This window comes from Stutzerimonas stutzeri, assembly GCF_024448895.1.
GTDB classification, from domain to species: domain Bacteria; phylum Pseudomonadota; class Gammaproteobacteria; order Pseudomonadales; family Pseudomonadaceae; genus Stutzerimonas; species Stutzerimonas stutzeri_Q.
The window spans coordinates 88488-111203 of sequence record NZ_JAMOIC010000006.1 but is presented as its reverse complement, the minus strand read 5'-3'; the positions used below and the strand labels follow the sequence as shown (position 1 = coordinate 111203).

Genomic DNA, 22716 nt, shown 5'->3' with positions numbered 1-22716 from the left:
ATCGTTAAGGACACCATGAGCAAGCCTGAGACTACCGCAGCCACCAATTTTCTCCGCCCGATCGTCCAGGCCGACCTGGACTCGGGTAAGCATGCCAAGATCATCACGCGTTTTCCGCCCGAGCCCAACGGTTACCTGCACATCGGTCATGCCAAATCGATCTGCCTGAATTTCGGCCTGGCCAAGGAATTTGGCGGCGAGTGCAATCTTCGCTTCGACGACACCAATCCGGCGAAGGAAGACCAGGAATACATCGATGCGATCAAGAGCGACGTTCAGTGGCTCGGTTTTCAGTGGGCTGGCGAGGAGCGCTACGCTTCTAACTATTTCGTCCAGCTGCACGATTGGGCGGTCGAGCTGATCAAGGCTGGCAAGGCTTACGTCTGCGATCTGACACCCGATCAGGCCCGGGAATACCGTGGCAACCTGACCGAGCCAGGCAAGAACAGCCCGTTCCGCGATCGCTCCGTGGAAGAGAACCTGGACCTGTTCGCGCGCATGAAGGCCGGCGAATTCCCGGACGGCGCCAAGGCGCTGCGCGCCAAGATCGACATGGCCTCACCGAACATGAACCTGCGCGACCCGATTCTCTATCGAATCCGCCATGCGCATCACCACCAGACCGGTAACGACTGGTGCATCTATCCGAGCTATGACTTCACCCATGGCCAGTCCGACGCAATCGAGGGCATCACCCATTCGATCTGCACACTGGAGTTTGAAGACCATCGTCCGCTATATGAGTGGTTCCTTGAGAACCTGCCGGTTCCAGCGCGCCCGCGTCAGTATGAATTCGCGCGTCTCAACCTGAACTACACCATCACCAGCAAGCGTAAGCTCAAGCAGTTGGTAGATGAAAAGCACGTCAGCGGCTGGGACGATCCACGCATGTCGACCCTCAGCGGCTATCGCCGTCGCGGTTATACACCCACGTCGATCCGCACCTTCTGCGACATGATCGGTGTGAACCGCGCAGGCGGCGTCGTAGATATCGGCATGCTTGAATTTGCCATCCGCGAAGACTTGGACGCCAATGCGCCGCGCGCTATGTGCGTGCTCAAGCCGATCAAAGTCCTTATTACCAACTATCCAGAAGGCCAGGTCGAGAATCTGGAGCTGCCGCGTCACCCGAAGCAGGACATGGGCGTGCGCCAGCTGCCATTCTCGCGAGAGATCTACATTGATGCGGGCGACTACGAAGAAAATCCGCCAAAAGGTTTCAAGCGCCTAGAGCCCAACGGCGAGGTTCGCTTGCGCGGCAGCTACGTGATCCGCGCCGATGAGGCCATCAAGGATGCCGAGGGCAATGTGGTCGAGCTTCGCTGCAGCTATGACCCCGAAACCTTGGGCAAGAACCCCGAAGGCCGCAAGGTGAAGGGCGTCATTCACTGGGTGCCGGCTGCCGAAAGCGTGGAATGTGAAGTGCGCCTGTATGATCGCCTGTTCCGCTCTGCCAACCCGGAAAAAGACGAAGATGGCGGCAGCTTCCTGGACAACATCAATCCTGAGTCGCTGGTCGTGCTCAAAGGTTGCCGCGCAGAACCGTCACTGGCCTCGGCCGAAGCTGAAGAGCGCTTCCAGTTCGAGCGCGAGGGCTATTTCGCGGTAGACCTCAAGGACAGCCAACCGGGCTCGCCGGTTTTCAACCGCACCGTGACCCTGCGTGATTCCTGGGGAGGCCAGTAAATGACGCTGGCGATCTACAACACGCTGTCCAAAGTCAAGGAACCGCTCAAGCCGTTGGTTGGTAATCAGGTGCGCATGTACGTGTGCGGGATGACCGTCTATGACTTTTGCCACATCGGGCATGCGCGGGTCATGGTGGCGTTCGACGTAGTTTCGCGCTGGCTGCGTCAGCGTGGTTACGACCTGACGTATGTGCGCAACATTACCGATATCGATGACAAGATCATCCGCCGCGCGCAGGAAAATGGCGAAAGCTTCGACGCGCTGACCGAACGCATGATCGCTGCGATGCATGAGGACGAGGCCCGTCTGAATGTGCAGCGTCCTGATCAGGAACCGCGCGCCACCGAGCACATCGCTGGCATGCACAGCATGATCCAGACGCTGATCGACAAGGGCTTCGCCTATGCGCCGGGCAATGGCGATGTTTACTACCGGGTCGGGAAATTCGTAGGTTACGGCAAGCTGTCGCGGCGCAGGATCGAGGATCTCAAGATCGGCGCCCGCATCGAGGTCGACGAAGCCAAACAAGATCCGCTGGACTTCGTACTCTGGAAGGCAGCCAAGCCGGGCGAGCCGAGCTGGGAATCGCCATGGGGTGCGGGTCGTCCGGGGTGGCATATCGAATGCTCCGTCATGTCGACTTGCTGCCTGGGGGAGACCTTCGACATTCACGGCGGCGGGCCGGACCTGGTGTTTCCGCATCATGAGAACGAGATCGCACAGAGCGAAGCAGCGACGGGTAAGCAGTACGCCAATGCCTGGATGCATGCTGGCGCCGTGCGCGTCGATGGCGAGAAAATGTCCAAGTCGCTGGGCAACTTCTTTACGATTCGTGAAGTGCTGGAGAAATATCAGCCGGAGGTCGTCCGCTACCTATTGGTATCGAGCCACTACCGCAGCCCGATCAACTATTCCGAGGACAGCCTCAAGGAAGCCAAGGGCGCGCTTGAGCGGTTTTACACCGCGCTAAGGGGCCTTCCCGAATTACCGGCCGAGGGCGGGGAAAATTTCGTCTCCCGCTTCGGTGAAGCGATGGATGACGACTTCAATTCACCCGAAGCCTGCGCCGTGCTGTTTGAAATGGCGCGAGAGATCAATCGTCTGCGCGATACCGATATTCAGGCTGCCGGTGCACTGGCAGCGCGCTTGAAAGAGCTGGCAGGTGTGCTTGGTGTATTGCAGATGGATCCTGATGCATTCCTGCAAGCGGGCGCTGCTGGCAAGGTGGATGCGTCCGAAGTCGAGGCCTTGATTGCCGCTCGCTTGCAGGCGCGTGCTGACAAGAACTGGGCCGAATCGGACCGCATTCGCGACCAACTGACTGACATGGGCGTCGTCTTGGAAGACGGCAAAGGTGGAACGACCTGGCGTCTTGGCGAATAGATGCTTCATAGGTTTGAAGGCCGCCTTGCGCGGCCTTTTTTGTGGGCGCCTGGCAAGTGTCGATTCAATCTTGCCGAGGCCTGATCGCTTTGTGATCAATGGGCGTCGAGGCGATTAAGATAGCTCGGATAAAGGCCCTCGGCACGTAAGCGCTTGTAAAGCGTGTTGCGGCTGACGCCCAGGTGTCTGGCCAGATGTGAGACGTTTCCGTGGCACGCCTCGAACTGCGAGCGCAGCGGTTGACTAGATGCAACGTGCGGCTGCGCAACTTTTGCCTGGAGTTGAGGCGTATCAACGGGAGACGGGCCGCCCGCTGCGCCGTTGAGGTCCACGAAAAAGTCATCTGGCAAATGCTCCGAGCGAATCGGCTGATCGCCCGCCAGTGCCAGCGCTACCTGAATGACACTGCTGAGCTGCCGTAAATTGCCCGGCCATGGATGAGTGTCGAACAGGCGCAGAACCTCTTGCGTCAGCCCCGCCCATTGCTGAGGCTCACGGTGCTGCTCCCACACCCGCTGGATGAGCGCGTTCCTGTCCCGGCGATGGCGCAAGGGGGGCAGCTCTACGCTGAGGCCGCTGACCCGGTAAAACAGGTCCTGGCGGAAATGCCCATTCACGACCTCATCGCGCAGCGACCGATTCGTCGCGCAAATCAGCCGGAAGTCGACAGGGAAGGGCTCACCACCGCCGAGCGGCTGAACGCTCCGGTCCTGAAGTACCCGCAACAGACGCGCTTGCAAGCTCAACGGCATGTCGCCGATCTCATCGAGAAAGAGCACGCCGCCATTGGCCTTACGGATGAGTCCGAGGCTGCCTTTCTGGTGAGCGCCCGTAAAGGCCCCTTTCTCGTAACCAAAGAGCTCGGATTCGATCAATTCACTGGGGATGGCGGCACAGTTCACTGCAACGAGTGATGAATTGGCTCGCGAGCTTGCGGCATGCAGCGCCTTCACCAGCACCTCTTTGCCGACACCCGTTTCGCCATGCACCAGAACCGGAACATCCTTTTCCAGCATCAACTGCGCTTGACGGACCACCTTGTTGACCTGCGGATCACCCTGGTCGATGTCGTCCAGATCGATGTGCTGTTTCGATCGAGCGGGTGTGCGAAAGTCCCTCGGTTGGACACGAGGCTTCTGCGGACGCCGGACACTGCCGTGAAAGCGATGACGCCCCATGGCGCGCAGCAGCATCGGCTGGTCTTCAGGCTGATTGAGCAGCTGTAGAAGCGGGATGTCGAACAGGTGGTCGATACGGGTTCTCGTCAGCGTTACGCCGAGCAGGTTGTCGGCACGTCGGTTGGCGGAAACGATCAGGCCGGACTCATCGAACACAAGCAGGCCTGCCCATTGGCTGTCCAGGTTGTCCTGTCCGGTATTGAAGGTCAGTTGAAAATAGTCCTCGTGGAACAGGTTGAGGATCAGCCGGTTTTCCACCGACTGGCTCATCATCTTGACCATGCCGAGCGTGTGCGAAGGGGGCAGGTAGCTGTCACTGGATACATCAAGCACGGCGATCAGCTGGCGCTGGGCGTCGTAGATCGGAGAGGCCGCACCGGACAGATAACGGTTTGCCGTGAGGAAATGCTCGTCGCGCTGAATGTGTACCGCCTGGCCGCTGGCCAAGGCAGTGCCTATCGCATTGGTCCCGGTGTCGCGCTCCATCCAGCTTGCGCCGGGATTGAATCCGCGCTGTTGCGATGGATCCACGAAGCGCCGGTCGCCCCAGGATTCAAGTAACTGGCCGGCGCTGTCCGCCAGCAAAATCAGGCAGCTGGAGTTGGAGAGGATGTTCTCGTAATAGGGCAGCACTTCGCGCTGGGTGGTCTGCACCAGGCTGCGCTGGCGTTCCAGCAACTCGCTGACATCGTGTTCTGCGGGCTGACCAAAACTCGGGATGCTATGTGGGTGCAAGCCATAGCGCTCGCAACGACTCCATGAATCTTCGATCAGGGTCTGGTGGGAGATGGACTGGGCTGGATCGGCCATGTTGCCTCTCTGATGATGCTTGTTCTTATTTTTATCGGTCGCCTCCTGGCGGCGCCTTGAACAGTTTTGTTCATTTCTACGCACTGTCAATGTTCACAAATGTTCATTTCGAACAGTAGAGAACAGCAGTTTCACTGATGAACGCCGCGCTAGAGCGGCTGCGGTTGGCTGGCACGGATATCGCTCTGCATCCCCCATAACAATTAGAAGGATGCGGCATGTCCCTCACACTGGAACACGTCACCAAGACCGTCGATGGTCAGTTACATATCGATGATGCCAGCCTGGTTTTCGAGCCTGGCTCGTTCAACGTGCTGATCGGGCGAACCCTGTCCGGCAAGACCTCGCTCATGCGCCTGATGGCTGGCCTAGACAAGCCGACCCAAGGTCGGGTCCTGATGAACGGCGCTGACGTTACGGGCGTACCGGTACGCAAGCGCAACGTCTCGATGGTGTACCAGCAGTTCATCAATTACCCGACGCTGACCGTGTTCGAGAACATTGCCTCGCCGCTGCGACAGGCCGGCGTGAGCAAATCGGAGATTGAGCGCAAGGTCCACGAGACCGCCGAAATGCTGCATATCGAAGGGTTGCTCAAGCGCCATCCTCTGGAGTTGTCGGGAGGGCAGCAGCAACGTACGGCGATGGCTAGGGCGCTGGTCAAGGATGCCGACCTGGTGCTGTTCGACGAGCCGCTGGTCAACCTCGATTACAAGCTGCGCGAAGAGCTCCGTCAGGAAATGCGTGAGCTGTTCAAGACCCGCCGCAGCATTGCTGTCTATGCCACCACCGAGCCCAACGAGGCGCTCGCGTTGGGGGGAACCGCAACGGTGCTGCATGAAGGCCGGGTAATACAGAGCGGCTCGACCTCCGAGGTCTATCACCGTCCCAGCCAGATGCTCAGTGCCGAGCTGTTCTCCGAGCCTCCAATCAACCTGCTGCCGGGTCGGATTGCGGCCAATGAGGTCAGCTTCCAGGATTGCCTGCATTTTCCGCTCAACGCCGATCTGCGAGCGCTAGGCGAGGGCGAATACAGCTTTGGCGTGAGGCCCAGCCATATCGGGTTGGTGCCGTCCAACGACGACGATCTGGAAGTGTCCGGCATGGTCGAGCTCGCCGAAATCAGTGGCTCGGAGACCTTCCTTCACGTTCGTAACGAACATTTCAGTCTGGTCCTGCATCTGCAGGGCGTGCACGACTATGCGGTGGACTCGCCAATCCGGGTGTACATCCCGACTCACAAATTGTTCGTGTTCGATGCCGCTGGCCAGCTGGCTCAGGCGCCGGCCCGACGGATCTGAGGAGAGCGCCATGGCGGAGATTCGTTTGCAGAACCTGGCCCACAGTTACAACGCGCATCCCCGTGGCGCGGAAGATTACGCCATTCGGGAGATGGACCATGTCTGGGAGCAGGGCGGTGCCTATGCCTTGCTGGGGCCGTCTGGATGCGGCAAGTCGACCTTGCTCAATGTTATTTCCGGTCTGCTCAGCCCGTCCGAAGGGCAGGTGCTGTTCGATACGCGCGAGGTGAACAACCTGACGCCGGAGCAGCGCAACATCGCCCAGGTTTTTCAATTCCCGGTGGTGTACGACACCATGACCGTGTTCGACAACCTGGCCTTCCCCTTGCGCAATCAGGGCGTGCCGGAAGCACGGGTCACAAGTAAGGTCCATGAGATCGCCGAGGTGCTCGATCTGCATCCGCTGCTCAAGCGCAAGGCCCGGAACCTGACCGCGGATGAGAAGCAGAAGGTGTCCATGGGGCGCGGACTGGTACGGGATGACGTTTCGGCAATCCTTTTCGACGAGCCGCTTACCGTCATCGACCCGCACCTGAAGTGGAAGCTGCGGCGCAAGCTCAAGCAGATTCACGAGCAGTTCAACATCACGATGATCTACGTCACGCACGACCAGCTGGAGGCTTCTACCTTCGCGGACAAGATTGCCGTGATGCACGGTGGACAGATCGTCCAGTTCGGCACGCCACGCGAGCTCTTCGAGCGGCCACAACACACCTTTGTTGGTTTTTTCGTCGGCAGTCCGGGGATGAACTTGATCGATGTGCGGGCCGAGGAGGGCGGCGTAGGCTTTGGCGACCTGCATCTTCCGCTCTCTGGCGTCCAGGCGGCGCTGTTGCCTGAGCTGACAGCGAGCCGGTTGCAGATCGGCATCCGTCCCGAGTTCGTGCAAGTCGCCGACGAAGCGACGACCGGCGGGATGCAAGCCGAAGTGGTGCGGGTAGAAGACCTCGGGACATACAAGATCCTGACGCTTCGCCTGCAAGACCACCTGCTGAAGGCGCGCCTGCCGGAGGATCAAGCCGTGCCAAGGGAGCAAGCGTGGGTCACGTTCCCGGCTCAGTGGCTGATGCTCTATGCCGATGATCGGCTGGTGGAGGACCGGCCATGACCAAGGTTCAGAACAATCGCGCCTGGTGGCTCGTACTGCCAGTGTTCCTGCTGGTCGCGTTCAGCGCCATCCTGCCGATGATGACCGTGGTGAACTACTCGGTGCAGGACATCTTCGATTCCTCGACGCGTTTTTTCGTGGGCGCCGATTGGTATCGTCAGACCCTGCATGACCCTAGGCTGCACGATTCGCTGGTGCGTCAGTTCATCTTTTCCGGCTGTGTACTGCTTATAGAAATCCCGCTGGGCATCGCCGTCGCGCTGACGATGCCGACACGCGGTCGCTGGGCCTCGCTTTGCCTGATCGTGATGGCGATTCCACTGCTGATTCCATGGAACGTTGTCGGCACCATCTGGCAGATATTCGGGCGTGCAGACATCGGCCTGCTGGGATACGGCCTGCGCGAGCTGGGCATTGACTACAACTACGCTTCCAACACACGGGACGCCTGGGTGACGGTGCTGGTCATGGATGTGTGGCACTGGACGTCCCTGGTTGCGCTGCTCTGTTACTCGGGGCTGCGAGCCATCCCGGATGCCTATTACCAGGCGGCGCGTATCGACAGGGCGTCGTCATGGGCGGTGTTTCGCTACATACAGTTGCCGAAGCTGAAAAGCGTGCTGCTGATCGCCGTGATGCTGCGCTTCATGGACAGCTTCATGATCTACACCGAGCCGTTCGTACTCACGGGCGGCGGGCCAGGCAACGCCACCACCTTCCTCAGCCAGACGCTGACGAAAATGGCGGTTGGGCAATTCGATCTCGGCCCAGCGGCGGCGTTCTCGCTGATCTACTTCCTGATCATCCTGCTGGTGTCCTGGCTGTTCTATACCGCCATGACCCATGGCGACCAGAAATGAAGAGGGCCTGCTGAATGAACCTGCGCAAGCGAGTCGTACTGATCCTCTACATCGCCTTTCTGATGGTGCCGATCTACTGGCTGGTCAACATGTCGTTCAAGAGCAACACCGAGATCCTCGGTGGGCTGACCCTCTGGCCGCGTGACCTGACGCTGGACAACTACAAGGTGATCTTTACCGACCGCAGCTGGTACAGCGGCTACATCAACTCGCTGTATTACGTATGCCTGAACACGATCATTTCCCTGACGGTGGCATTACCGGCTGCATATGCCTTCTCCCGCTTTCGCTTCCTCGGCGACAAGCATCTGTTTTTCTGGCTGCTGACCAATCGGATGGCGCCGCCAGCAGTCTTTCTGCTGCCGTTTTTTCAGCTTTACTCATCGATCGGGCTGTTCGACACGCACATCGCGGTGGCACTGGCGCACTGCCTGTTCAACGTGCCGCTCGCGGTGTGGATTCTTGAAGGCTTCATGTCCGGTGTGCCCAAGGAAATAGATGAAACGGCCTACATCGACGGCTACAGCTTTCCCAAGTTCTTTGTGAAGATTTTCATCCCGCTAATTGGTTCTGGCATCGGCGTCACGGCGTTCTTCTGTTTCATGTTTTCGTGGGTCGAGCTGCTGTTGGCGCGCACGCTGACCTCCGTGGACGCCAAGCCTATCGTCTCGGTGATGACACGGACGGTCTCGGCTTCCGGAATTGACTGGGGCGTACTGGCGGCAGCCGGTGTGCTGACCATCCTGCCGGGCATGCTGGTGATCTGGTTCGTCCGCAATCACGTCGCCAAGGGCTTTGCCCTTGGTCGGGTATAGGAGTCCGCTCATGAACTGGATGGCATGGACCACGCCGACTGCTGCTTTCTTCGCCGTCATCGGCGTAATGCTGGCGCTGATGAGCGCTTGGGAACTGAAGCGGCCCTGCGTACCGCGTAAAGGCTTTCTGCCCATCGTAACTACACGTGGGGATCGATTATTCATTGGACTTCTGGGCAGCGCCTATTGGCATCTTCTGCTGATAGGGCTGACCGACTGGAGCATCTGGATAGCGTCCGCGCTGTCTCTCGTCTGGTTGTTTGCAGTGATGCGCTGGGGTTGAGCCTTCTGGCCCATCCCTCCGAAAAACCCAAAGGAGGTGTTTATGTTCGAGAATAAAAACAACACCCGACATGGCATGGCGCTCACGGCCTTGCTGACGTTGTCCGGCATTGCAGGAACGGCATGGGCCGACGCCTATGAAGACGCGGCGAAAAAATGGATCGAGTCGGAGTTCAATCCCTCGACGTTGTCGCCCGAGCAACAGATGGAAGAGTTGCGGTGGTTTATCAAGGCCGCCGAACCGTTCCGCGGGATGGAGATCAACGTCGCCTCGGAGACCATTACCACCCACGAGTACGAGTCGAAGACGCTCGCACGGGCGTTCAATGAGATCACCGGCATCAAGCTTCGGCACGATCTGATGCAAGAGGGTGATGTCGTCGAGAAGCTGCAGACGCAAATGCAGTCCGGCAAGAATATCTATGACGGCTACATCAACGACTCCGATCTGATCGGTACCCACTTTCGTTACGGCAAGGCAGTCGCCATCAGCGACATGATCGAGGGGGAGGCCAAGGACTACACGCTGCCAACCCTCGATCTGGAAGACTTCATAGGACTTTCATTCACCACCGGGCCGGACGGCAAGATCTACCAGCTGCCGGTCCAGCAGTTCGCCAACCTCTACTGGTTCCGCGCCGACTGGTTCGAGCGTGAAGACCTTAAAAAGCAGTTCAAGGAGCGATACGGCTACGAGCTTGGCGTACCAGTGAACTGGTCCGCTTACGAAGACATCGCCGAGTTCTTCAGCAAGCACGTGAAGGAAATCGATGGCCAACGCGTCTATGGTCACATGGACTACGGCAAGAAGGATCCATCGCTCGGCTGGCGTTTCACCGACGCCTGGTTTTCCATGGCCGGCGCGGGGGACAAGGGCTTGCCAAACGGCTTGCCGGTGGATGAGTGGGGCATTCGCGTCGAGGACTGCCACCCGGTAGGTTCGAGCGTCTCCCGAGGTGGCGCGACCAACGGGCCGGCAGCGGTTTATGCCACGCAGAAGTACGTCGACTGGATGCGCGAATACGCCCCGCGTGAAGCACAAGGCATGACGTTCTCCGAGTCGGGTCCGGTCCCAGCCCAAGGCAACATCGCCCAGCAGATTTTCTGGTACACCGCGTTCACTGCCGATATGACCAAGCCAGGCCTGCCGGTCGTAAACGAAGACGGCACGCCAAAGTGGCGGATGGCGCCATCGCCCAAAGGTCCTTATTGGGAGGAGGGGATGAAGCTCGGCTACCAGGACGCAGGTGCCTGGACGTTCCTTGATTCCACCCCGGAAAAGCGTCGTCTGGCAGCTTGGCTATACGCGCAGTTCACTGTGGCAAAAACCGTCTCGCTGAAAAAGACCCTGGTGGGGCTGACGCCCATCCGTGAGTCAGACATCAACTCGGATGCCATGACCGAGGCGGCGCCGAAACTGGGAGGCCTGGTCGAGTTCTACCGCAGCCCTGCCCGAGTGCAGTGGACGCCGACCGGAACCAATGTGCCGGACTATCCACGTCTGGCGCAGCTCTGGTGGCAATACATCGCCGAAGCGGCAAGTGGCGATAAGACGCCGCAGGAGGCGCTGGATGGCCTCGCCGAAGCGCAGGACACCATGATGGCGAGGCTTGAACGCGCCAAGGTGCAGCCCAAGTGCGGGCCGAAGATGAACGAGCCGCGTGATCCAGAGTACTGGCTGAGCCAGCCTGGCTCACCCAAGCCCAAACTGGAGAACGAAAAGCCTCAGGGGCAAACCGTCAGCTATAACGAGCTGATCAAATCCTGGGAGCAGGAGCGTTAATTAACCAAAAGTCCGGCCAACAAAAACGGCACCCTCGGGTGCCGTTTTGTTCATGCGCAGTTTTTCTGTACAGGGCTCAAGTGTGCAGGTGCTCAGCTGCATGCAAGGTGTTTTCCAGCAGGCAGGCCCTCGTCATCGGGCCAACGCCGCCAGGCACCGGGGTAATCCAGCCAGCGCGCTGAACGGCCACTTCGAATTCCACATCGCCAACCAGCTTGCCATCAGCCTGACGATTGATGCCGACGTCGATGACAATGGCGCCTTCCTTGATCCACTCGCCCTTGACCAGCCCGGTAATACCGGTTGCAACCACGATCAAATCGGCACGCTTGACGTGATCAGCCAGGTCATTGGTAAAACGGTGGGTGACGGTCGTCGTGCAGCCGGCCAGCAAGAGTTCCAGAGCCATCGGTCGCCCGACGATGTTTGACGCGCCTACTACCACTGCGTTGAGGCCATGCAAATCCATGCCGGTGCTTTCTAGCAGCGCCATGATGCCTTTCGGGGTGCACGGACGCAGCAGCGGCATGCGCTGGGCAAGACGGCCAATGTTGTAAGGATGAAAGCCATCCACGTCCTTGTCAGGACGGATGCGTTCGAGCAACTGGGATGCATCCAGGTGCTTGGGGAGAGGCAACTGCACCAGAATGCCGTCGATGAGCGGGTCTTCATTCAGTTGATCAATCAGCGTCAGGAGCTCGTCCTGGCCAGTCGTAGCCGGCAGGTCATGGGCGATGGAGTTGAATCCGACTTCCTCGCAGTCCTTACGCTTGTGAGCGACATACACCTGAGAGGCGGGGTCAGTGCCCACTAGGATCACCGCCAGCCCCGGTACTCTGAGGCCTTGCTGAGAACGCTCGGCAACCCTGCCTGCAATCTGCTGGCGAATAGTGGCAGCGATCTTTTTACCGTCGATCAGTTTTGCGGTCATGACGCGTAATTAACCATCGAGAAGGATTGAAAAAGGACGCGCATTCTCGCACGACGACTCCGTTCGGCAAAGGCGATACGGCAGCCGATTCCCGTAACTCCTTTACCAGCCTGAAATTTTTTCGAATTTGCTGTTGACGAGGTTTAGGCAGGCCATTAAGATTCGCCCCGCTTGTCGAGCACAGCCTGCTGCTGGGTAAGACGGCTTTTGAAGGTCAGCCCTTCACTGGCCGGAGCTTGAAGTCTGCGCTCAGTTTGAATGCAGATAAGAGTGCCCGTAGCTCAGTTGGATAGAGCATCCGCCTTCTAAGCGGATGGTCGCAGGTTCGAGTCCTGCCGGGTGCGCCATTCCGGCTCTGGCACAAGCAAAGGCAATATGGTGGGCGTAGCTCAGTTGGTAGAGCACAGGATTGTGGCTCCTGCGGTCGTGGGTTCGAACCCCATCGTCCACCCCATATTCCGAGACGCCAGGCTAAGCCTGGCGTTTTCGTTTAGAAGTTTGCGGACGTGGTGGAATTGGTAGACACACCAGATTTAGGTTCTGGCGCCGCAAGGTGTGAGAGTTCGAGTCTCTCCGTCCGCACCATCTAATGGTTTCCTGGCCTCTCCTGAGGACTCGGAAATCCCTGAAAGCCCCGTAATAGGGGCTTTTTTGTGCCTGTTGTTTTCTCAGAGCACCTCGTAGCAGGTTGTACCAACGCGTCTCTTTAGGTACAAAAATGCGTACATCACGAGTTCGAGTTCTGGAGATGTACACATGGCGCTCACCGATACGGCAGTACGCCAAGCCAAGCCCAAGGACAGGGCGTACACAGTTGCTGACGGAGATGGACTGGCCTTGTTCGTCCATCCTCGAGGCGGCAAGTACTGGCATTTCCGGTACCGAGCAAGCGGTAAGGCCCACCGCGTCTCGCTAGGCACTTACCCTGAGGTGTCTCTCAAGGACGCGCGGTTGCGCCGAGAGGAGGCTCGGCGGAAGGTTGCAGCTGGGATTGATCCGAGGGCAGAGCCGGAACAATCGCCGCGCTTGGTGTCCTTTCGACAGGTTGCGAACGATTGGGACGCCTTTAGAACCCCTCGTCTTACGCAGGGCCGCAAGGGTTCGGCAGCGCAAGCACGACGTTACCTGGACAAGGATATTCTTCCGCTCATTGGGGATATCCCTATTGCAGAGGTGGGAAGGTCCGACGTTCTTAATGTAATCCGCGCAGTAGAAGAACGCGGAGCTCTGAATGTCGCGGAAAAGGTACGCACCTGGCTACATCAGATTTTCCGCTACGCGATGGTCCACGAATACGTGGAAGTGAATCCGGCTACGGATCTTGACATCGTTGCTGCCGAACAGCCTCCGGTTAAGCACAATCCCTGGCTCAAGCTCGATGAGTTAGGCGAGTTTGTCCGAACGCTTAGGGCATATCACGGTTCGTTGCTGGTGCGGTTGGCAGTGGAGTTGATGCTGCTCACCGGCGTGCGAACCGCCGAAATCCGTCACGCACGTCATGAACAGTTCGAGCTTAACAGCCGGGTCTGGTCGATTCCTGCAGGCTCGGTCAAACAGTTGCGCAAGCGGGTGAAGGCAGAGGGTGCGGACGTACCGGATTATCTTGTTCCTCTATCGTCTCAGGCGGTCGAGGTGGTCAAAGCCATTCAGGTGTTCACTCGGCAGTACGACCTGCTTCTTCCGGGCCGTAACGACCCGAGCAAGGTGCTAAGCGAAAATACGCTGAATACCGCAATCAGGCGCATGGGATATGGCGACAAGCTCACGGGCCATGGAATTCGCGGCACGCTGTCTACCGCTCTGTATGAAATGGGCTATCCGAGTCCATGGATTGAAGCGCAACTGTCTCATGCCGACGACAACAAAGTGCGCGGCGCCTACAACCATGCACTGTATGTCGATCAGCGCCGGGACATGATGCAGCGATGGGCCGATTATCTCGACCATCTAGCCGCTACGACGACGCCTTTCGACTCTCGATCCATTCCTCGACATCGGCCATAGGCCAGCGCGAGCAGCGGGCGGAAAGCTTGATGGGGCGCGGGAAGCCCAACTCACCCATCCAGCGATACAACGTCGGGACGCTGACGCCGACTGTCCGGGACAGCGTTTTGGCATCCACCATGAGGTTTGTGGCGCGAGTTGGCTGACATTCGGTACGGTTCATGAGATGTCCTCTTAGCAGGGCGCGCGACATGCACGAATGCATGCTGATCGACCCACTCATCTCCAGAAACCGGCATGGGAGAACGTAGGCGTAGGATGGCGATCATCCAGACCCAATGCGGCACTTGCCTTGCGGAGCGCGGGCTGGCAGGTACCAACTCTATGGGCGAGCGGGCCCATGAAGAAGGCAAGAATGACAGGTACGTAAGGCGTGCCGTCGGCTTTGAAATGGTTGCCTGGTTACAGTAAAGCTGCCATTGTAATGACAATTGTCATTACAGGTGTTATCGCCATGGCTTCTATAAATATACGTATCGATGATGAACTAAAAGCCCGGGCGTACCATGAACTTGAAAAGCTCGGCATTACCCCTTCTGAGTTGATGCGGCAGACTCTGCAGTATGTGGCCGAGCGCGGACAGCTACCATTTCGACCAGTGTTGATGACCGAGGAAGACGAAGCGATGATCGCCACTGTTCGTGAGCGTCTTGCAGACCCACAGCGCGTGAAGGTTGCGCTGGATGACCTATAGCCTCGAGTTCGATGCGCGGGCACTGAAAGAATGGCAAAAGCTTGGCGACACCGTCCGCCAGCAGCTCAAGAAAAAGCTTGCGGAAGTATTGCTGAATCCGCGAATTGAGGCTAATCGGCTCCGCTCGCTGCCGGACTGCTACAAGATCAAATTACGAAGCAGCGGCTACCGCTTGGTGTATCAGGTGCTCCACCAAGAGGTGGTGGTATTTGTGATTGCGGTTGATCGCCGTGAACGCGAACAGGCATATAGCAAGGCAGCTGGGCGTCTCAAATAACAGCAGGGGTGTCTGGCGCCCGACACTCGATTCAAATTGCTTTCAGTGAAGGCAATCGCTCCTTCGCTACCTGACGTTTCCCTCGGTTAGGGGTGGGTCCGTCCGTTCACCAAATGCCTCCGGAAACGGATGGAGCACCATGTCGCGATTGACGATCACGCGAAGCGGCAAGCCAGGACGCTGCGTGAGCGTAGGCTTGATATCAAGGTTGCGCTGGGTCATTTGCTGGCCGACTTGGTTGACCGTGTCCTGCAGTCCGTCGCGTCCGGCAATGATGACTCGGTCGCTGTCGCTGCGGCTTTGAGGAGCTGCCAGTTCGGCGCCGATCCCCAGCATGCTGCTCATGGCGGCGCCTGCAACGATGCGGTCCCAATGCCAGTCAACGCCATCTTCCAAGCCTGAATACCCGGCGGCATCGGTACCAACCAGGTTATCCAATTGAACGGAGGTAGTGTCCGGAAAGATCACGCGTTGCCAAACGACCTGCACGCGCCGCTGCCCGTAGCTGACCTGGCTGTTGTAGCGACCCAGCAGACGCGAGCCTTGTGGTATCAGCAGGTGCTCACCCGTTGCGCTGTCATACACCGGCTCGGTCACGGTGGCGATTACCTCGCCCGGCAGGTCCGATTTGATTCCGGTCACCAATGCGGCCGCGATAACGGTGCCAGCCATCAGTTGGTAGGGTGACACTGGGAGTTGAACAAATCCTGAATCCCGCTTCTGTGCATTGGCTGAATTACTGGTAAACGGCTCGTTCGGATCCTGCCGGCTCGCTAATGCAGTGCCAGCTTCGGTTCTCACCGGATGCGCGCCGCGATCCAAGCCATTAGCGGCGAGACCCGAACGCCGGTCACCCGGGGCATTCGATCCCCCGACTCCGAAGAAAATGGGTGAACGCACCGCGTCCTCGGCTTCCCTGAGCCTTGCCAGGCGCAGCTCCTCAGTGTTGTTGTCAGCTTTAGCTGCATCACCGGAGACAAGGGCCTGGTCTTGCACCTTGACTATGGCCGCTCCAACGTCGCCTGGAAGCGGAGGGCCTAGCTGCGGCACCGGTGCAGGCGTCGGGTCAAGCTGGGTGTAATCGGCCGGCAGCCTTTCCAGTCCTTCTGAGCGGGGAATACGCTCCACGTTAAAGAGTTCGTCCCTCGCCGCGATCTTGGCTCGATGCTGGGGCTGCAACGACCACAGCAGAGCGCCCAGCAGGGCAGCGGCGAGTCCGCCGACGATCGCGGCTAGTGTCCGTGGGTTCAGACGGGTGACGCGTGGTGGCCTGGCGCGCAGTTCCAGTGTTTCGGGAGCCACCTTCGGCGGCATGGCTTGAGCATCGCCCGGTGGAGAATCGTCTGACTTGCTCACCATGCCGGTGCCTTCCGTGCCAGCCCATCGGTGCGCTCGATCCTGACTACATCACCCTTGTCAGCGCCGAGCCGCAGCTCGGCTGCGCCAAACAACCGGTCCACAATGTAGTAGGGCGAGCGAAACCGGTAGTTGACCAGTTGCCCGTCTCCCTCTGGTCCCACCACAAATAGAGGCGGCAACTCACCCTGTGCGATGCCTGGGGGAAACTGGATGTAGACCTTGCGCCCGTCGTCGAACGCTCGCAGTGGCTTCCATGGCGGGTTGCTACCGCCGATAACATACCGAAAGCGCAGCTGCGCGAGCGACAGGCCAACGTCGACCGGCGAAGCAGAACGCGCCGCAGAAGCTCGACGCGTGAGCGAGCGCATGCGGTCGTCCGGGTAGTCCCAAGACACCGACGCCATCCAGGTTTTTTCAGTGGAGGTCAGCTCGACGAGATAGCTTCGCCGTGTGGTCGTAACGAGCAGGTTCGTCTCCAATCCAGTGCGGGTCGGCTTGATGAGCACGCTGACTCTCGCGTCGTCGTCACTGCCACTGGTGGTGTCGCCGACGATCCAACGCACGGTATCCCCGGCAGCAACCGTGACCAGTTCCTCGCCCGGCTGCAGGTTGATTGCCGTTATTCGACCCGGGCTGGTGTAGACCTGATACAGAGCGCCGTCCGAGTAAGGCCAGACCTGGATGGCGTTGACGTAGCCGTCACGAGTCGGTGCAACACGGGCATCACGGTTCGCTTGTGTAACGCTCTCTCTTGCATTGACAGGCTTGTGCGCCGGATTGGAAGTTGGCAGTGGCTTAAGTTGTGCCGGCAGCGCCAGCGGTTGTGGGATCGTGACAACCTTGAAGGGCTCGGGCGGGCTCGGCAGCTCTTGAGCCCGAACGGGTTCGTCCAGCGTAACGACCGGAGCCGGTGCACTTCGGTTGGTGCAGCCAGTCAGCATGGCGAATAGGAGCGGGTAGACGTAGAGGCGGGTTGCATTATTCATGGCAGCTTGGCTCATTGCGTGGTGTTCAGTTCTCGGCTCCAGGACAGGCCGTCGATGTAGATGCCTAGCGGATTGCTCCGAAGCTTCTCTTCGGTACGGGGTGCTTGAAGAACGATCGAGAGCACAGCCGTCCAGCGCTCGACGCCAGACGGCGCGCCGTTGACGTAGCGACGCTCATCCCATCGAACCTGGAACGAGCGGTCGCTGGCGCGCACGACACTGGTGATTTCAACCGTCACCGACTCCTTGCCCACCCGGGTGAAGGGGTTGTGCGTCCGCGCATGCTCATTGAGCGTCGCGGCGCCACGGTCGGTGGTGTATTGGTAGGCGGCCAGCCAGTTTTGCCGGACCACGATCGGGTCGATCGGAAGCGCACGCACGAGGCTGATGAATTGAGCCAGGTGATAGGCGATCTGCGCGTCCTTTGGCTGGTAGCGAATGGGCGCTTCGCCGACGGCACGTACCTGGCCGGCGCTATCGACCTCGACCACATAGGGCGTAACGGTCGACTGCAACGAGCGCCACACCAGCCCTGATGCCATCAACAGTGCAAGGCCCAGGCAGCCGAACGCCATCATTCGCCAGTTGCTGGCCTGAACCCGGCTCGCGCCCAGGCGCTCATCCCAGGCCTGCCCGGCCGCCTGGTAGGGTGTGATGGGAGAGGGCGTTTCCGAATACCGGACCCTGGCTCGTTTGAACCGCATCTGCGTTCCCCTAGCTGTTTGAAGGATCCCTGAGGCGAGGCCCCTGTGCCGAGCCGCCAGCGTCACCGCCGCGTAGCGTATGGGCCAGGGTCGATGTCGCCTGGCTGACCTGCTGCTTGCGCTGCAGACGACGGGCCCAGGCCGGCTGCGTTCCAGAAGAAGTTGATGCCGCTGCGGTAGCGGCTTCGCCTGCAGTTAACCCGCTGGATGCACCTGCGAACTGGGTGGCGCCAGCGATTGCCGACCCAGAACTGGCCTTTGCTCCGTCAGGGGCCATGTGTGAAAGGCGAGCCGCCGAGGCTGCGGCGCCACCTGCGCTCGCTACCATCGCAGCGGCACCGGCGGTTATCCCGGCGACGCCCAGGGCTGTTCCAGCAGCAGCGCCGGCACCCAGCTGCGGTGCGCCCGAGACCAGGCCCGTGGCGATCCCCGGGCCGAAAATGCCTAACCCCAGCATGGCCAGGGCGGCAAGCATGGTGGCCAGCGCGTGGTCGATTGAGGGTTCGTCCGGGGCGGACAGGAATTCGCTGAACAAGCCAGTGCCGATGCCCACGATCACTGCGAGCACGAGGATCTTTATTCCTGACGACACCACGTTTCCGAGCACCTTCTCGGCGAGAAAAGACGTCTTGTTCCAAAGCGCGAAGGGCACCAGAACGAAGCCTGCCAGGGTGGTCAGCTTGAACTCGATGAGGGTGACAAAGAGCTGGATCGATAAGATGAAAAAGCTGATGAGCACCACCAGCCAGGCCAAAAACAGCACGACGATGCTGTCGATGTTCGAAACGGTCTTGGTGACACCGGTCAGGCTGCCGATGTGATCGAGTAGCGGGCGACCTGCCTCGATACCGACGGCGGCCAGTCGTCCGGGTTGTAGGAACTGGTCCTGCGTCAGCTGCGCCCCGGACGCCAATAGTCCCAAGCCCGCGAAGGAGTTGAAGATGGTCTCGGCGAGCCAGTTGAAGTTGCCGATGATGAAGGCGAAGGCGCCGACATAGAGTGTCTTTCTGAGAAGCTTCACAATGACATCGTCCGAGGATGTCGCCCAAAGCAGACCGGCAAGCGTCATGTCGATGGCGACGAGGGTGGCCGAGAGAAACGCGATTTCGCCGCTCAGCAGACCAAAGCCCGAGTCGATGTAGAGTGAAAACACCTCTAGGAATCGGTCGATTACGCCGACGTCGTTCATGGCTCGGCATCGTCGAAGGTGGCGGGTATCGGAGGGAGACTTTCCAGGGTAAGAAACTCGCCCGGGATTGCCTGTCCCATGAAGAACCGCTGCGATGCGGCGGGCATATGGCTTGGTTTGCAAGACGAGAGAGCAGTACTCGCCCGGTCACAGCCGCCCGCCACCAGCACCGTGCCGAGCAGAGCAGCAAACGCGAACCTGTGGCTCATCGCCCGAACAGCCTGACTGGCTGCGGCGTGTAGCGGGTACCGGTTCCCATGAACCGCCGTCGTTGTTCGCGTGCTTGCTCCTCCGAAGCAATCTGGCGGGCTTGATCGAGTGCAATCGAGCGGCTCTGGGTGATGGCCAGCTGCTGGGCCTGAATTGCTTGCTTGGCCCGCAGGGCGAGAAGCTGGTTGGTGGCCTGATTGGCTTGCAGAGCCCCTACCGCCGATTGGCTCTGGGCGAGGAGGTCGGTCAGTACTGCCTGGTCCCCCTCCAGGCTCCGCGACAGCTGCGCCTGCATGCGAAGTGCCGTATGGATTCCGTCACGGCCCTGGCCCCAACGCTCGTGCGCCTGCCTGGCCATTTCGGACCCTGTCATGGTCCTCGCGTACTCTGCCGGGTAAAGGCGGGCAAATTCCCGATCGAGCCGCGATACTTCATAGGCCAGGCCCTGTGCCTGGGCGAGCAGTTGGTTGCTTGTCGCGATGGACGATTTCAACCTTTCAACCACGTTGAAATCGAGCGTGGCGAGATGTCTGGCCTGATTCAGAAGCATCTGGGTTTCGTTTTGTAGCTGGCTGAGCTGGTTGTTCGCCATTTCCAGGGTGCGCACGGCAGTCAGCGTGTTCTGCGCGAGATTCGTTGGATCAATGACCGTCATCGCGCAGGCATGCGCACTAAGCGATAGGCAAACTAGGCCCAGCGCCGCGTTGAACCGGCGATGACGGCTCATATGCCCACCTGCAACGAGCTGTGCGATGCGAGCAGACCGGCGGCCCATGGCAGCCCCTTCGCATCGAGCCATGCGCCAGCAAAGCCATCAACGCCTGCAGTCTCGAGAACTGCATCCATCTCCCGTTGATCCTGCGGGCTCGCCGCTGCGGCAAATGCGAGTGCGACCGGCCCCAGGTCGAGGTCGAACAAGCGGTTGCCCTCTCGGGATTGGAAGTAGTAGTCGCGCTTGGGCGTTGCCCGGGCGATCATCTCGATCTGCCGTTCGTTCAGACCAAACGCCTGGTACAGCTCGCGTACCTGGGGTTCGCGCGCTTGAGGATTTGGCAGAAGAATCCGGGTCGGACAGCTTTCGATGACGGCCGTGGCAATGCTCGACGAGCGAATGTCGGCCAGCGACTGCGTTGCGAAAATGACCGACACGTTTTTCTTTCGCAGGGTTTTGAGCCACTGACGGATGCGCGCGGCGAACAGCGGTTCATCCAGGAATAGCCACGCCTCATCCAGGATGAGTAGCGTTGGCGCACCATCAAAACGCGCCTCGAAGCGCTGGAAAAGGTATCCCAGCAGAGCCGCCACGGCGGCTCTGCTGTGCATCAACTCTTCCATTTCGAAGCATTGAGTATCAGCGCGACCCAGCCGCTCCTCGTCGGCATCGAGCAGCCGGCCATACGCACCACCACAGACATAGGGCTGAAGGGCCTCGCGCATCTGCCTGTCCTGCAAGAGCACCGTAAAGCCGGTCATGGTGCGCTGCCCGATCGGCGCCCCGGCAAGGCTATTCAATGCGGTCCAGATCGAGGTTTTCTGTGCCGACGTAAGCGCTAGGCCCTCGGCCTGCAGCCGGGCCTGGATCCACTCGCTCGCCCACGCGCGCTGGCCGTCGTCGTCTATAAAAGCGAGCGGCTGGAACGCGACATGCCCGTCGCGGCCAAGGTCATAGTGGTCGCCACCGAGACCGAGCGTGGTGGCACGCAATGAGCCTCCCATGTCAAAGATGACCAGTCGGGCACCGCGGTACCGGCGAAACTGCAGGGCGATGATGGCGAGCAGCACCGACTTTCCCATGCCGGTAGGCCCGGCGATCAGCATATGCCCAACATCGCCGACATGGGTGACCAGGCGAAACGGGGTTGCGCCTTCGGTTCTTGTCATCATCAGCGGTGGCGCGTTCAGGTGTGCATTGCGTACCGGTCCGGCCCAGACGGCCGAGACGGGCATCAGGTGAGCCAGGTTGAGCGTGGAGACAATGGGCTGTCGTACGTTCGCGTACGCGTTGCCCGGAACGGAGGAGAGCCACGCCTCAACGGCATTCAACTGCTCGTTGATCGTCACCAGGCCGCGGCTCTGGATGGTTCGTTCCACCAGCCGGCGCTTTTCATCGGCGTGTTGAGGATCGCCATCGAGGACCGTGACGGTAGCGGTGAAGTAGCCGTACGCGGCCCGATCGGCACCGAGGTCCTGCAGGGCCGCGTCGGCGTCAGCGGCCTTGTTGGAGGCGTCGTTGTCGAGCAGTGGGCTTTCCTGCTGGAAGATGGTTTCTCGCAGCAGCGTCAGGACGCCCTTGCGCTTGGCGAACCATTGGCGCCGCAAGCGCGTCAGTTCAGCCAATGCCTCGGTTTTGTCCATGCAGATGAAGCGGGTCGACCACCGGTAGGTGATGCCAAGGTTGTTCAGTTCATTGAGCACGCCAGGCCAACTGGACGTGGGGAAACCGCGAACAGACAGAACGCGCAGATGCTGCTCGCCGAGCATGGGGGCGAGCCCAGTTGTTAGCGGCTGGTCTGCCAGGAGTACGTCGAGATAGAAGGGCGCGTCCGGCAGCGCTACCGAATGCCGGTTCGCTGAAACCGTACCGTGCAGGTAGGTCAGTGTCTGTTCATCGTCGAGCCAGTGGCACTCAGGCATCACCCCCTCGAGAAGCGCCTCGAAACGCCCCGTTTCGTCGATGAATGCGGCCAGCTGGCCGCGCCAGTCGGCACCGCGTTCCGGCCGGTCGGCATAGAGCAGGTTGGCAGCGCTGGCATGGGCCTGCTCCCTAGGCAGGTACACCAGCGTTAGGTGATAGTCGCTTTCGAAATGGCTTCCTGCCGACTCGAAACTGCCCCTTCTTTCCTCGTCGACGAGCCAGGACAGCGGGTCGGCGAACTGACCCGTCGGGTAATGCACGGCATCCCTCCGGTCGGCCTCGACCTGCAGCATCCATCCCGAACCGAGACGTCGCAGGGCATTGTTCAGGCGCGCCGTGGTGGCCAACAGTTGGGCCTCGGTGGCGCTTTCCAGATCCGGGCCTCGGAAACGAAGGGAGCGTTGGAACGAGCCGTCCTTGTTGAGTACGACACCAGGCGCTACGAGGCCGACCCAGGGAAGCCAATCGGCCAGTTTGGTTGGTCGAGAACGGTATTCGCGGAGGTTCAGCATTGTCGG

The 22716-nt window shown here is 59.8% G+C and carries 20 protein-coding genes and 3 tRNA genes; 14 read left to right on the top strand and 9 right to left on the bottom strand.

The window, feature by feature from the left end; genetic code table 11:
• The first annotated feature begins 15 nt into the window (after nt 1-15).
• Together NA619_RS09335 and cysS are read left to right on the top strand one after the other, a co-directional pair.
• A complete protein-coding gene (locus tag NA619_RS09335) occupies nt 16-1686 on the top strand; it encodes a glutamine--tRNA ligase/YqeY domain fusion protein (protein WP_255961580.1) in 1671 nt (556 codons plus the stop codon).
• Nucleotides 1687-3072 carry a cysteine--tRNA ligase gene (cysS, locus tag NA619_RS09330; RefSeq protein ID WP_255961579.1) on the top strand — a complete coding sequence of 462 codons (1386 nt, stop codon included), beginning with the start codon at nt 1687-1689 and terminating at the stop codon, nt 3070-3072. It abuts the gene before it with no gap.
• A 95-nt stretch (nt 3073-3167) separates the two neighbouring features.
• Here the strand turns inward: cysS and NA619_RS09325 are convergent, their stop codons facing one another.
• Nucleotides 3168-5060, bottom strand: a complete 1893-nt coding sequence (locus NA619_RS09325; protein ID WP_255961578.1) for a sigma-54-dependent Fis family transcriptional regulator — start codon at nt 5058-5060, stop codon at nt 3168-3170.
• Between the two features lie 218 nt (nt 5061-5278).
• Here NA619_RS09325 and NA619_RS09320 point away from each other — a divergent pair, with 218 nt between their 5' ends.
• Genes NA619_RS09320 through NA619_RS09295 form a run of 6 tightly spaced genes read left to right on the top strand, consistent with a single transcriptional unit; the run spans nt 5279 to nt 11209 of the window.
• Nucleotides 5279-6361 carry an ABC transporter ATP-binding protein gene (locus tag NA619_RS09320; RefSeq protein WP_255961577.1) on the top strand — a complete coding sequence of 361 codons (1083 nt, stop codon included), beginning with the start codon at nt 5279-5281 and terminating at the stop codon, nt 6359-6361.
• Nucleotides 6362-6371: 10 nt separating this feature from the next.
• On the top strand, nt 6372-7469 hold the full coding sequence (locus NA619_RS09315; protein WP_255961576.1) for an ABC transporter ATP-binding protein: 1098 nt from the start codon (nt 6372-6374) through the stop codon (nt 7467-7469).
• Complete coding sequence (locus tag NA619_RS09310) at nt 7466-8329, top strand: carbohydrate ABC transporter permease (protein ID WP_255961575.1); 864 nt, start codon at nt 7466-7468, stop codon at nt 8327-8329. Before NA619_RS09315 ends, NA619_RS09310 begins: the two co-directional genes overlap by 4 nt.
• Nucleotides 8330-8343: 14 nt before the next feature.
• On the top strand, nt 8344-9144 hold the full coding sequence (locus tag NA619_RS09305) for a carbohydrate ABC transporter permease (protein ID WP_255961574.1): 801 nt from the start codon (nt 8344-8346) through the stop codon (nt 9142-9144).
• 10 nt (nt 9145-9154) lie between these two features.
• Complete coding sequence (locus NA619_RS09300) at nt 9155-9427, top strand: DUF2160 domain-containing protein (RefSeq protein ID WP_255961573.1); 273 nt, start codon at nt 9155-9157, stop codon at nt 9425-9427.
• A gap of 42 nt (nt 9428-9469) precedes the next feature.
• Nucleotides 9470-11209: an ABC transporter substrate-binding protein gene (locus tag NA619_RS09295; protein ID WP_255961572.1), complete on the top strand. Its 1740-nt coding sequence runs from the start codon at nt 9470-9472 to the stop codon at nt 11207-11209.
• Nucleotides 11210-11285: 76 nt separating this feature from the next.
• On the opposite strand, the gene folD is transcribed toward NA619_RS09295, so the two are convergent.
• Nucleotides 11286-12140 (bottom strand): bifunctional methylenetetrahydrofolate dehydrogenase/methenyltetrahydrofolate cyclohydrolase FolD, encoded by an 855-nt coding sequence (gene folD / locus NA619_RS09290; protein ID WP_255961571.1) that lies wholly within the window; start codon nt 12138-12140, stop codon nt 11286-11288.
• A 270-nt stretch (nt 12141-12410) separates the two neighbouring features.
• Between folD and NA619_RS09285 the strand changes: the two genes are divergently transcribed.
• The 4 genes from NA619_RS09285 (at nt 12411) to NA619_RS09270 (ending at nt 14144) form a co-directional block, all read left to right on the top strand.
• Nucleotides 12411-12487: transfer RNA gene (locus NA619_RS09285), tRNA-Arg, on the top strand.
• Nucleotides 12488-12518: 31 nt separating this feature from the next.
• Nucleotides 12519-12594 (top strand) — tRNA-His (locus NA619_RS09280).
• A 46-nt stretch (nt 12595-12640) separates the two neighbouring features.
• Nucleotides 12641-12725, top strand: a tRNA-Leu gene (locus NA619_RS09275).
• A gap of 171 nt (nt 12726-12896) precedes the next feature.
• Entirely contained in the window at nt 12897-14144 is a 1248-nt protein-coding gene (locus NA619_RS09270; protein WP_255961570.1) for a tyrosine-type recombinase/integrase, read from the top strand.
• Here the strand turns inward: NA619_RS09270 and NA619_RS25205 are convergent.
• Nucleotides 14095-14202 carry a helix-turn-helix transcriptional regulator gene (locus tag NA619_RS25205; RefSeq protein ID WP_415846337.1) on the bottom strand — a complete coding sequence of 36 codons (108 nt, stop codon included), beginning with the start codon at nt 14200-14202 and terminating at the stop codon, nt 14095-14097. The genes NA619_RS09270 and NA619_RS25205 overlap by 50 nt on opposite strands.
• Before the next feature lie 396 nt (nt 14203-14598).
• Between NA619_RS25205 and NA619_RS09265 the strand changes: the two genes are divergently transcribed.
• A complete protein-coding gene (locus tag NA619_RS09265; protein ID WP_255961758.1) occupies nt 14599-14838 on the top strand; it encodes a type II toxin-antitoxin system RelB/DinJ family antitoxin in 240 nt (79 codons plus the stop codon).
• Nucleotides 14828-15115: a type II toxin-antitoxin system RelE family toxin gene (locus tag NA619_RS09260; RefSeq protein ID WP_255961757.1), complete on the top strand. Its 288-nt coding sequence runs from the start codon at nt 14828-14830 to the stop codon at nt 15113-15115. Before NA619_RS09265 ends, NA619_RS09260 begins: the two co-directional genes overlap by 11 nt.
• A gap of 66 nt (nt 15116-15181) precedes the next feature.
• Here the strand turns inward: NA619_RS09260 and NA619_RS09255 are convergent, their stop codons facing one another.
• The 6 genes from NA619_RS09255 to trbE form a co-directional block, all read right to left on the bottom strand.
• Nucleotides 15182-16474 (bottom strand): TrbI/VirB10 family protein, encoded by a 1293-nt coding sequence (locus NA619_RS09255; protein ID WP_255961569.1) that lies wholly within the window; start codon nt 16472-16474, stop codon nt 15182-15184.
• Entirely contained in the window at nt 16468-17460 is a 993-nt protein-coding gene (gene trbG / locus NA619_RS09250) for a P-type conjugative transfer protein TrbG (protein ID WP_255961568.1), read from the bottom strand. The genes NA619_RS09255 and trbG overlap by 7 nt, the downstream gene beginning before the upstream one ends.
• Before the next feature lie 11 nt (nt 17461-17471).
• Nucleotides 17472-18164 carry a conjugal transfer protein TrbF gene (trbF, locus tag NA619_RS09245; RefSeq protein ID WP_255961567.1) on the bottom strand — a complete coding sequence of 231 codons (693 nt, stop codon included), beginning with the start codon at nt 18162-18164 and terminating at the stop codon, nt 17472-17474.
• Between the two features lie 10 nt (nt 18165-18174).
• The gene (gene trbL / locus NA619_RS09240; protein WP_255961566.1) at nt 18175-19353 is read right to left on the bottom strand and encodes a P-type conjugative transfer protein TrbL; all 1179 of its coding nucleotides are present in this window, start codon (nt 19351-19353) and stop codon (nt 18175-18177) included.
• A 205-nt stretch (nt 19354-19558) separates the two neighbouring features.
• A complete protein-coding gene (trbJ, locus tag NA619_RS09235; RefSeq protein ID WP_255961565.1) occupies nt 19559-20290 on the bottom strand; it encodes a P-type conjugative transfer protein TrbJ in 732 nt (243 codons plus the stop codon).
• Nucleotides 20287-22710 carry a conjugal transfer protein TrbE gene (gene trbE / locus NA619_RS09230; RefSeq protein WP_255961564.1) on the bottom strand — a complete coding sequence of 808 codons (2424 nt, stop codon included), beginning with the start codon at nt 22708-22710 and terminating at the stop codon, nt 20287-20289. The genes trbJ and trbE overlap by 4 nt, the downstream gene beginning before the upstream one ends.
• Between the last annotated feature and the right edge of the window lie 6 nt (nt 22711-22716).

Bases quoted from the DNA above. Each gene is read 5' to 3' on its own strand.
- NA619_RS09335 (WP_255961580.1), top strand. From the start codon at position 16: ATGAGCAAGCCTGAGACTACCGCAGCCACCAATTTTCTCCGCCCGATC.
- cysS (WP_255961579.1), top strand. From the start codon at position 1,687: ATGACGCTGGCGATCTACAACACGCTGTCCAAAGTCAAGGAACCGCTC.
- NA619_RS09325 (WP_255961578.1), bottom strand. From the start codon at position 5,060: ATGGCCGATCCAGCCCAGTCCATCTCCCACCAGACCCTGATCGAAGAT.
- NA619_RS09320 (WP_255961577.1), top strand. From the start codon at position 5,279: ATGTCCCTCACACTGGAACACGTCACCAAGACCGTCGATGGTCAGTTA.
- NA619_RS09315 (WP_255961576.1), top strand. From the start codon at position 6,372: ATGGCGGAGATTCGTTTGCAGAACCTGGCCCACAGTTACAACGCGCAT.
- NA619_RS09310 (WP_255961575.1), top strand. From the start codon at position 7,466: ATGACCAAGGTTCAGAACAATCGCGCCTGGTGGCTCGTACTGCCAGTG.
- NA619_RS09305 (WP_255961574.1), top strand. From the start codon at position 8,344: ATGAACCTGCGCAAGCGAGTCGTACTGATCCTCTACATCGCCTTTCTG.
- NA619_RS09300 (WP_255961573.1), top strand. From the start codon at position 9,155: ATGAACTGGATGGCATGGACCACGCCGACTGCTGCTTTCTTCGCCGTC.
- NA619_RS09295 (WP_255961572.1), top strand. From the start codon at position 9,470: ATGTTCGAGAATAAAAACAACACCCGACATGGCATGGCGCTCACGGCC.
- folD (WP_255961571.1), bottom strand. From the start codon at position 12,140: ATGACCGCAAAACTGATCGACGGTAAAAAGATCGCTGCCACTATTCGC.
- NA619_RS09270 (WP_255961570.1), top strand. From the start codon at position 12,897: ATGGCGCTCACCGATACGGCAGTACGCCAAGCCAAGCCCAAGGACAGG.
- NA619_RS25205 (WP_415846337.1), bottom strand. From the start codon at position 14,202: ATGGGTGAGTTGGGCTTCCCGCGCCCCATCAAGCTTTCCGCCCGCTGC.
- NA619_RS09265 (WP_255961758.1), top strand. From the start codon at position 14,599: ATGGCTTCTATAAATATACGTATCGATGATGAACTAAAAGCCCGGGCG.
- NA619_RS09260 (WP_255961757.1), top strand. From the start codon at position 14,828: ATGACCTATAGCCTCGAGTTCGATGCGCGGGCACTGAAAGAATGGCAA.
- NA619_RS09255 (WP_255961569.1), bottom strand. From the start codon at position 16,474: ATGGTGAGCAAGTCAGACGATTCTCCACCGGGCGATGCTCAAGCCATG.
- trbG (WP_255961568.1), bottom strand. From the start codon at position 17,460: ATGAATAATGCAACCCGCCTCTACGTCTACCCGCTCCTATTCGCCATG.
- trbF (WP_255961567.1), bottom strand. From the start codon at position 18,164: ATGCGGTTCAAACGAGCCAGGGTCCGGTATTCGGAAACGCCCTCTCCC.
- trbL (WP_255961566.1), bottom strand. From the start codon at position 19,353: ATGAACGACGTCGGCGTAATCGACCGATTCCTAGAGGTGTTTTCACTC.
- trbJ (WP_255961565.1), bottom strand. From the start codon at position 20,290: ATGAGCCGTCATCGCCGGTTCAACGCGGCGCTGGGCCTAGTTTGCCTA.
- trbE (WP_255961564.1), bottom strand. From the start codon at position 22,710: ATGCTGAACCTCCGCGAATACCGTTCTCGACCAACCAAACTGGCCGAT.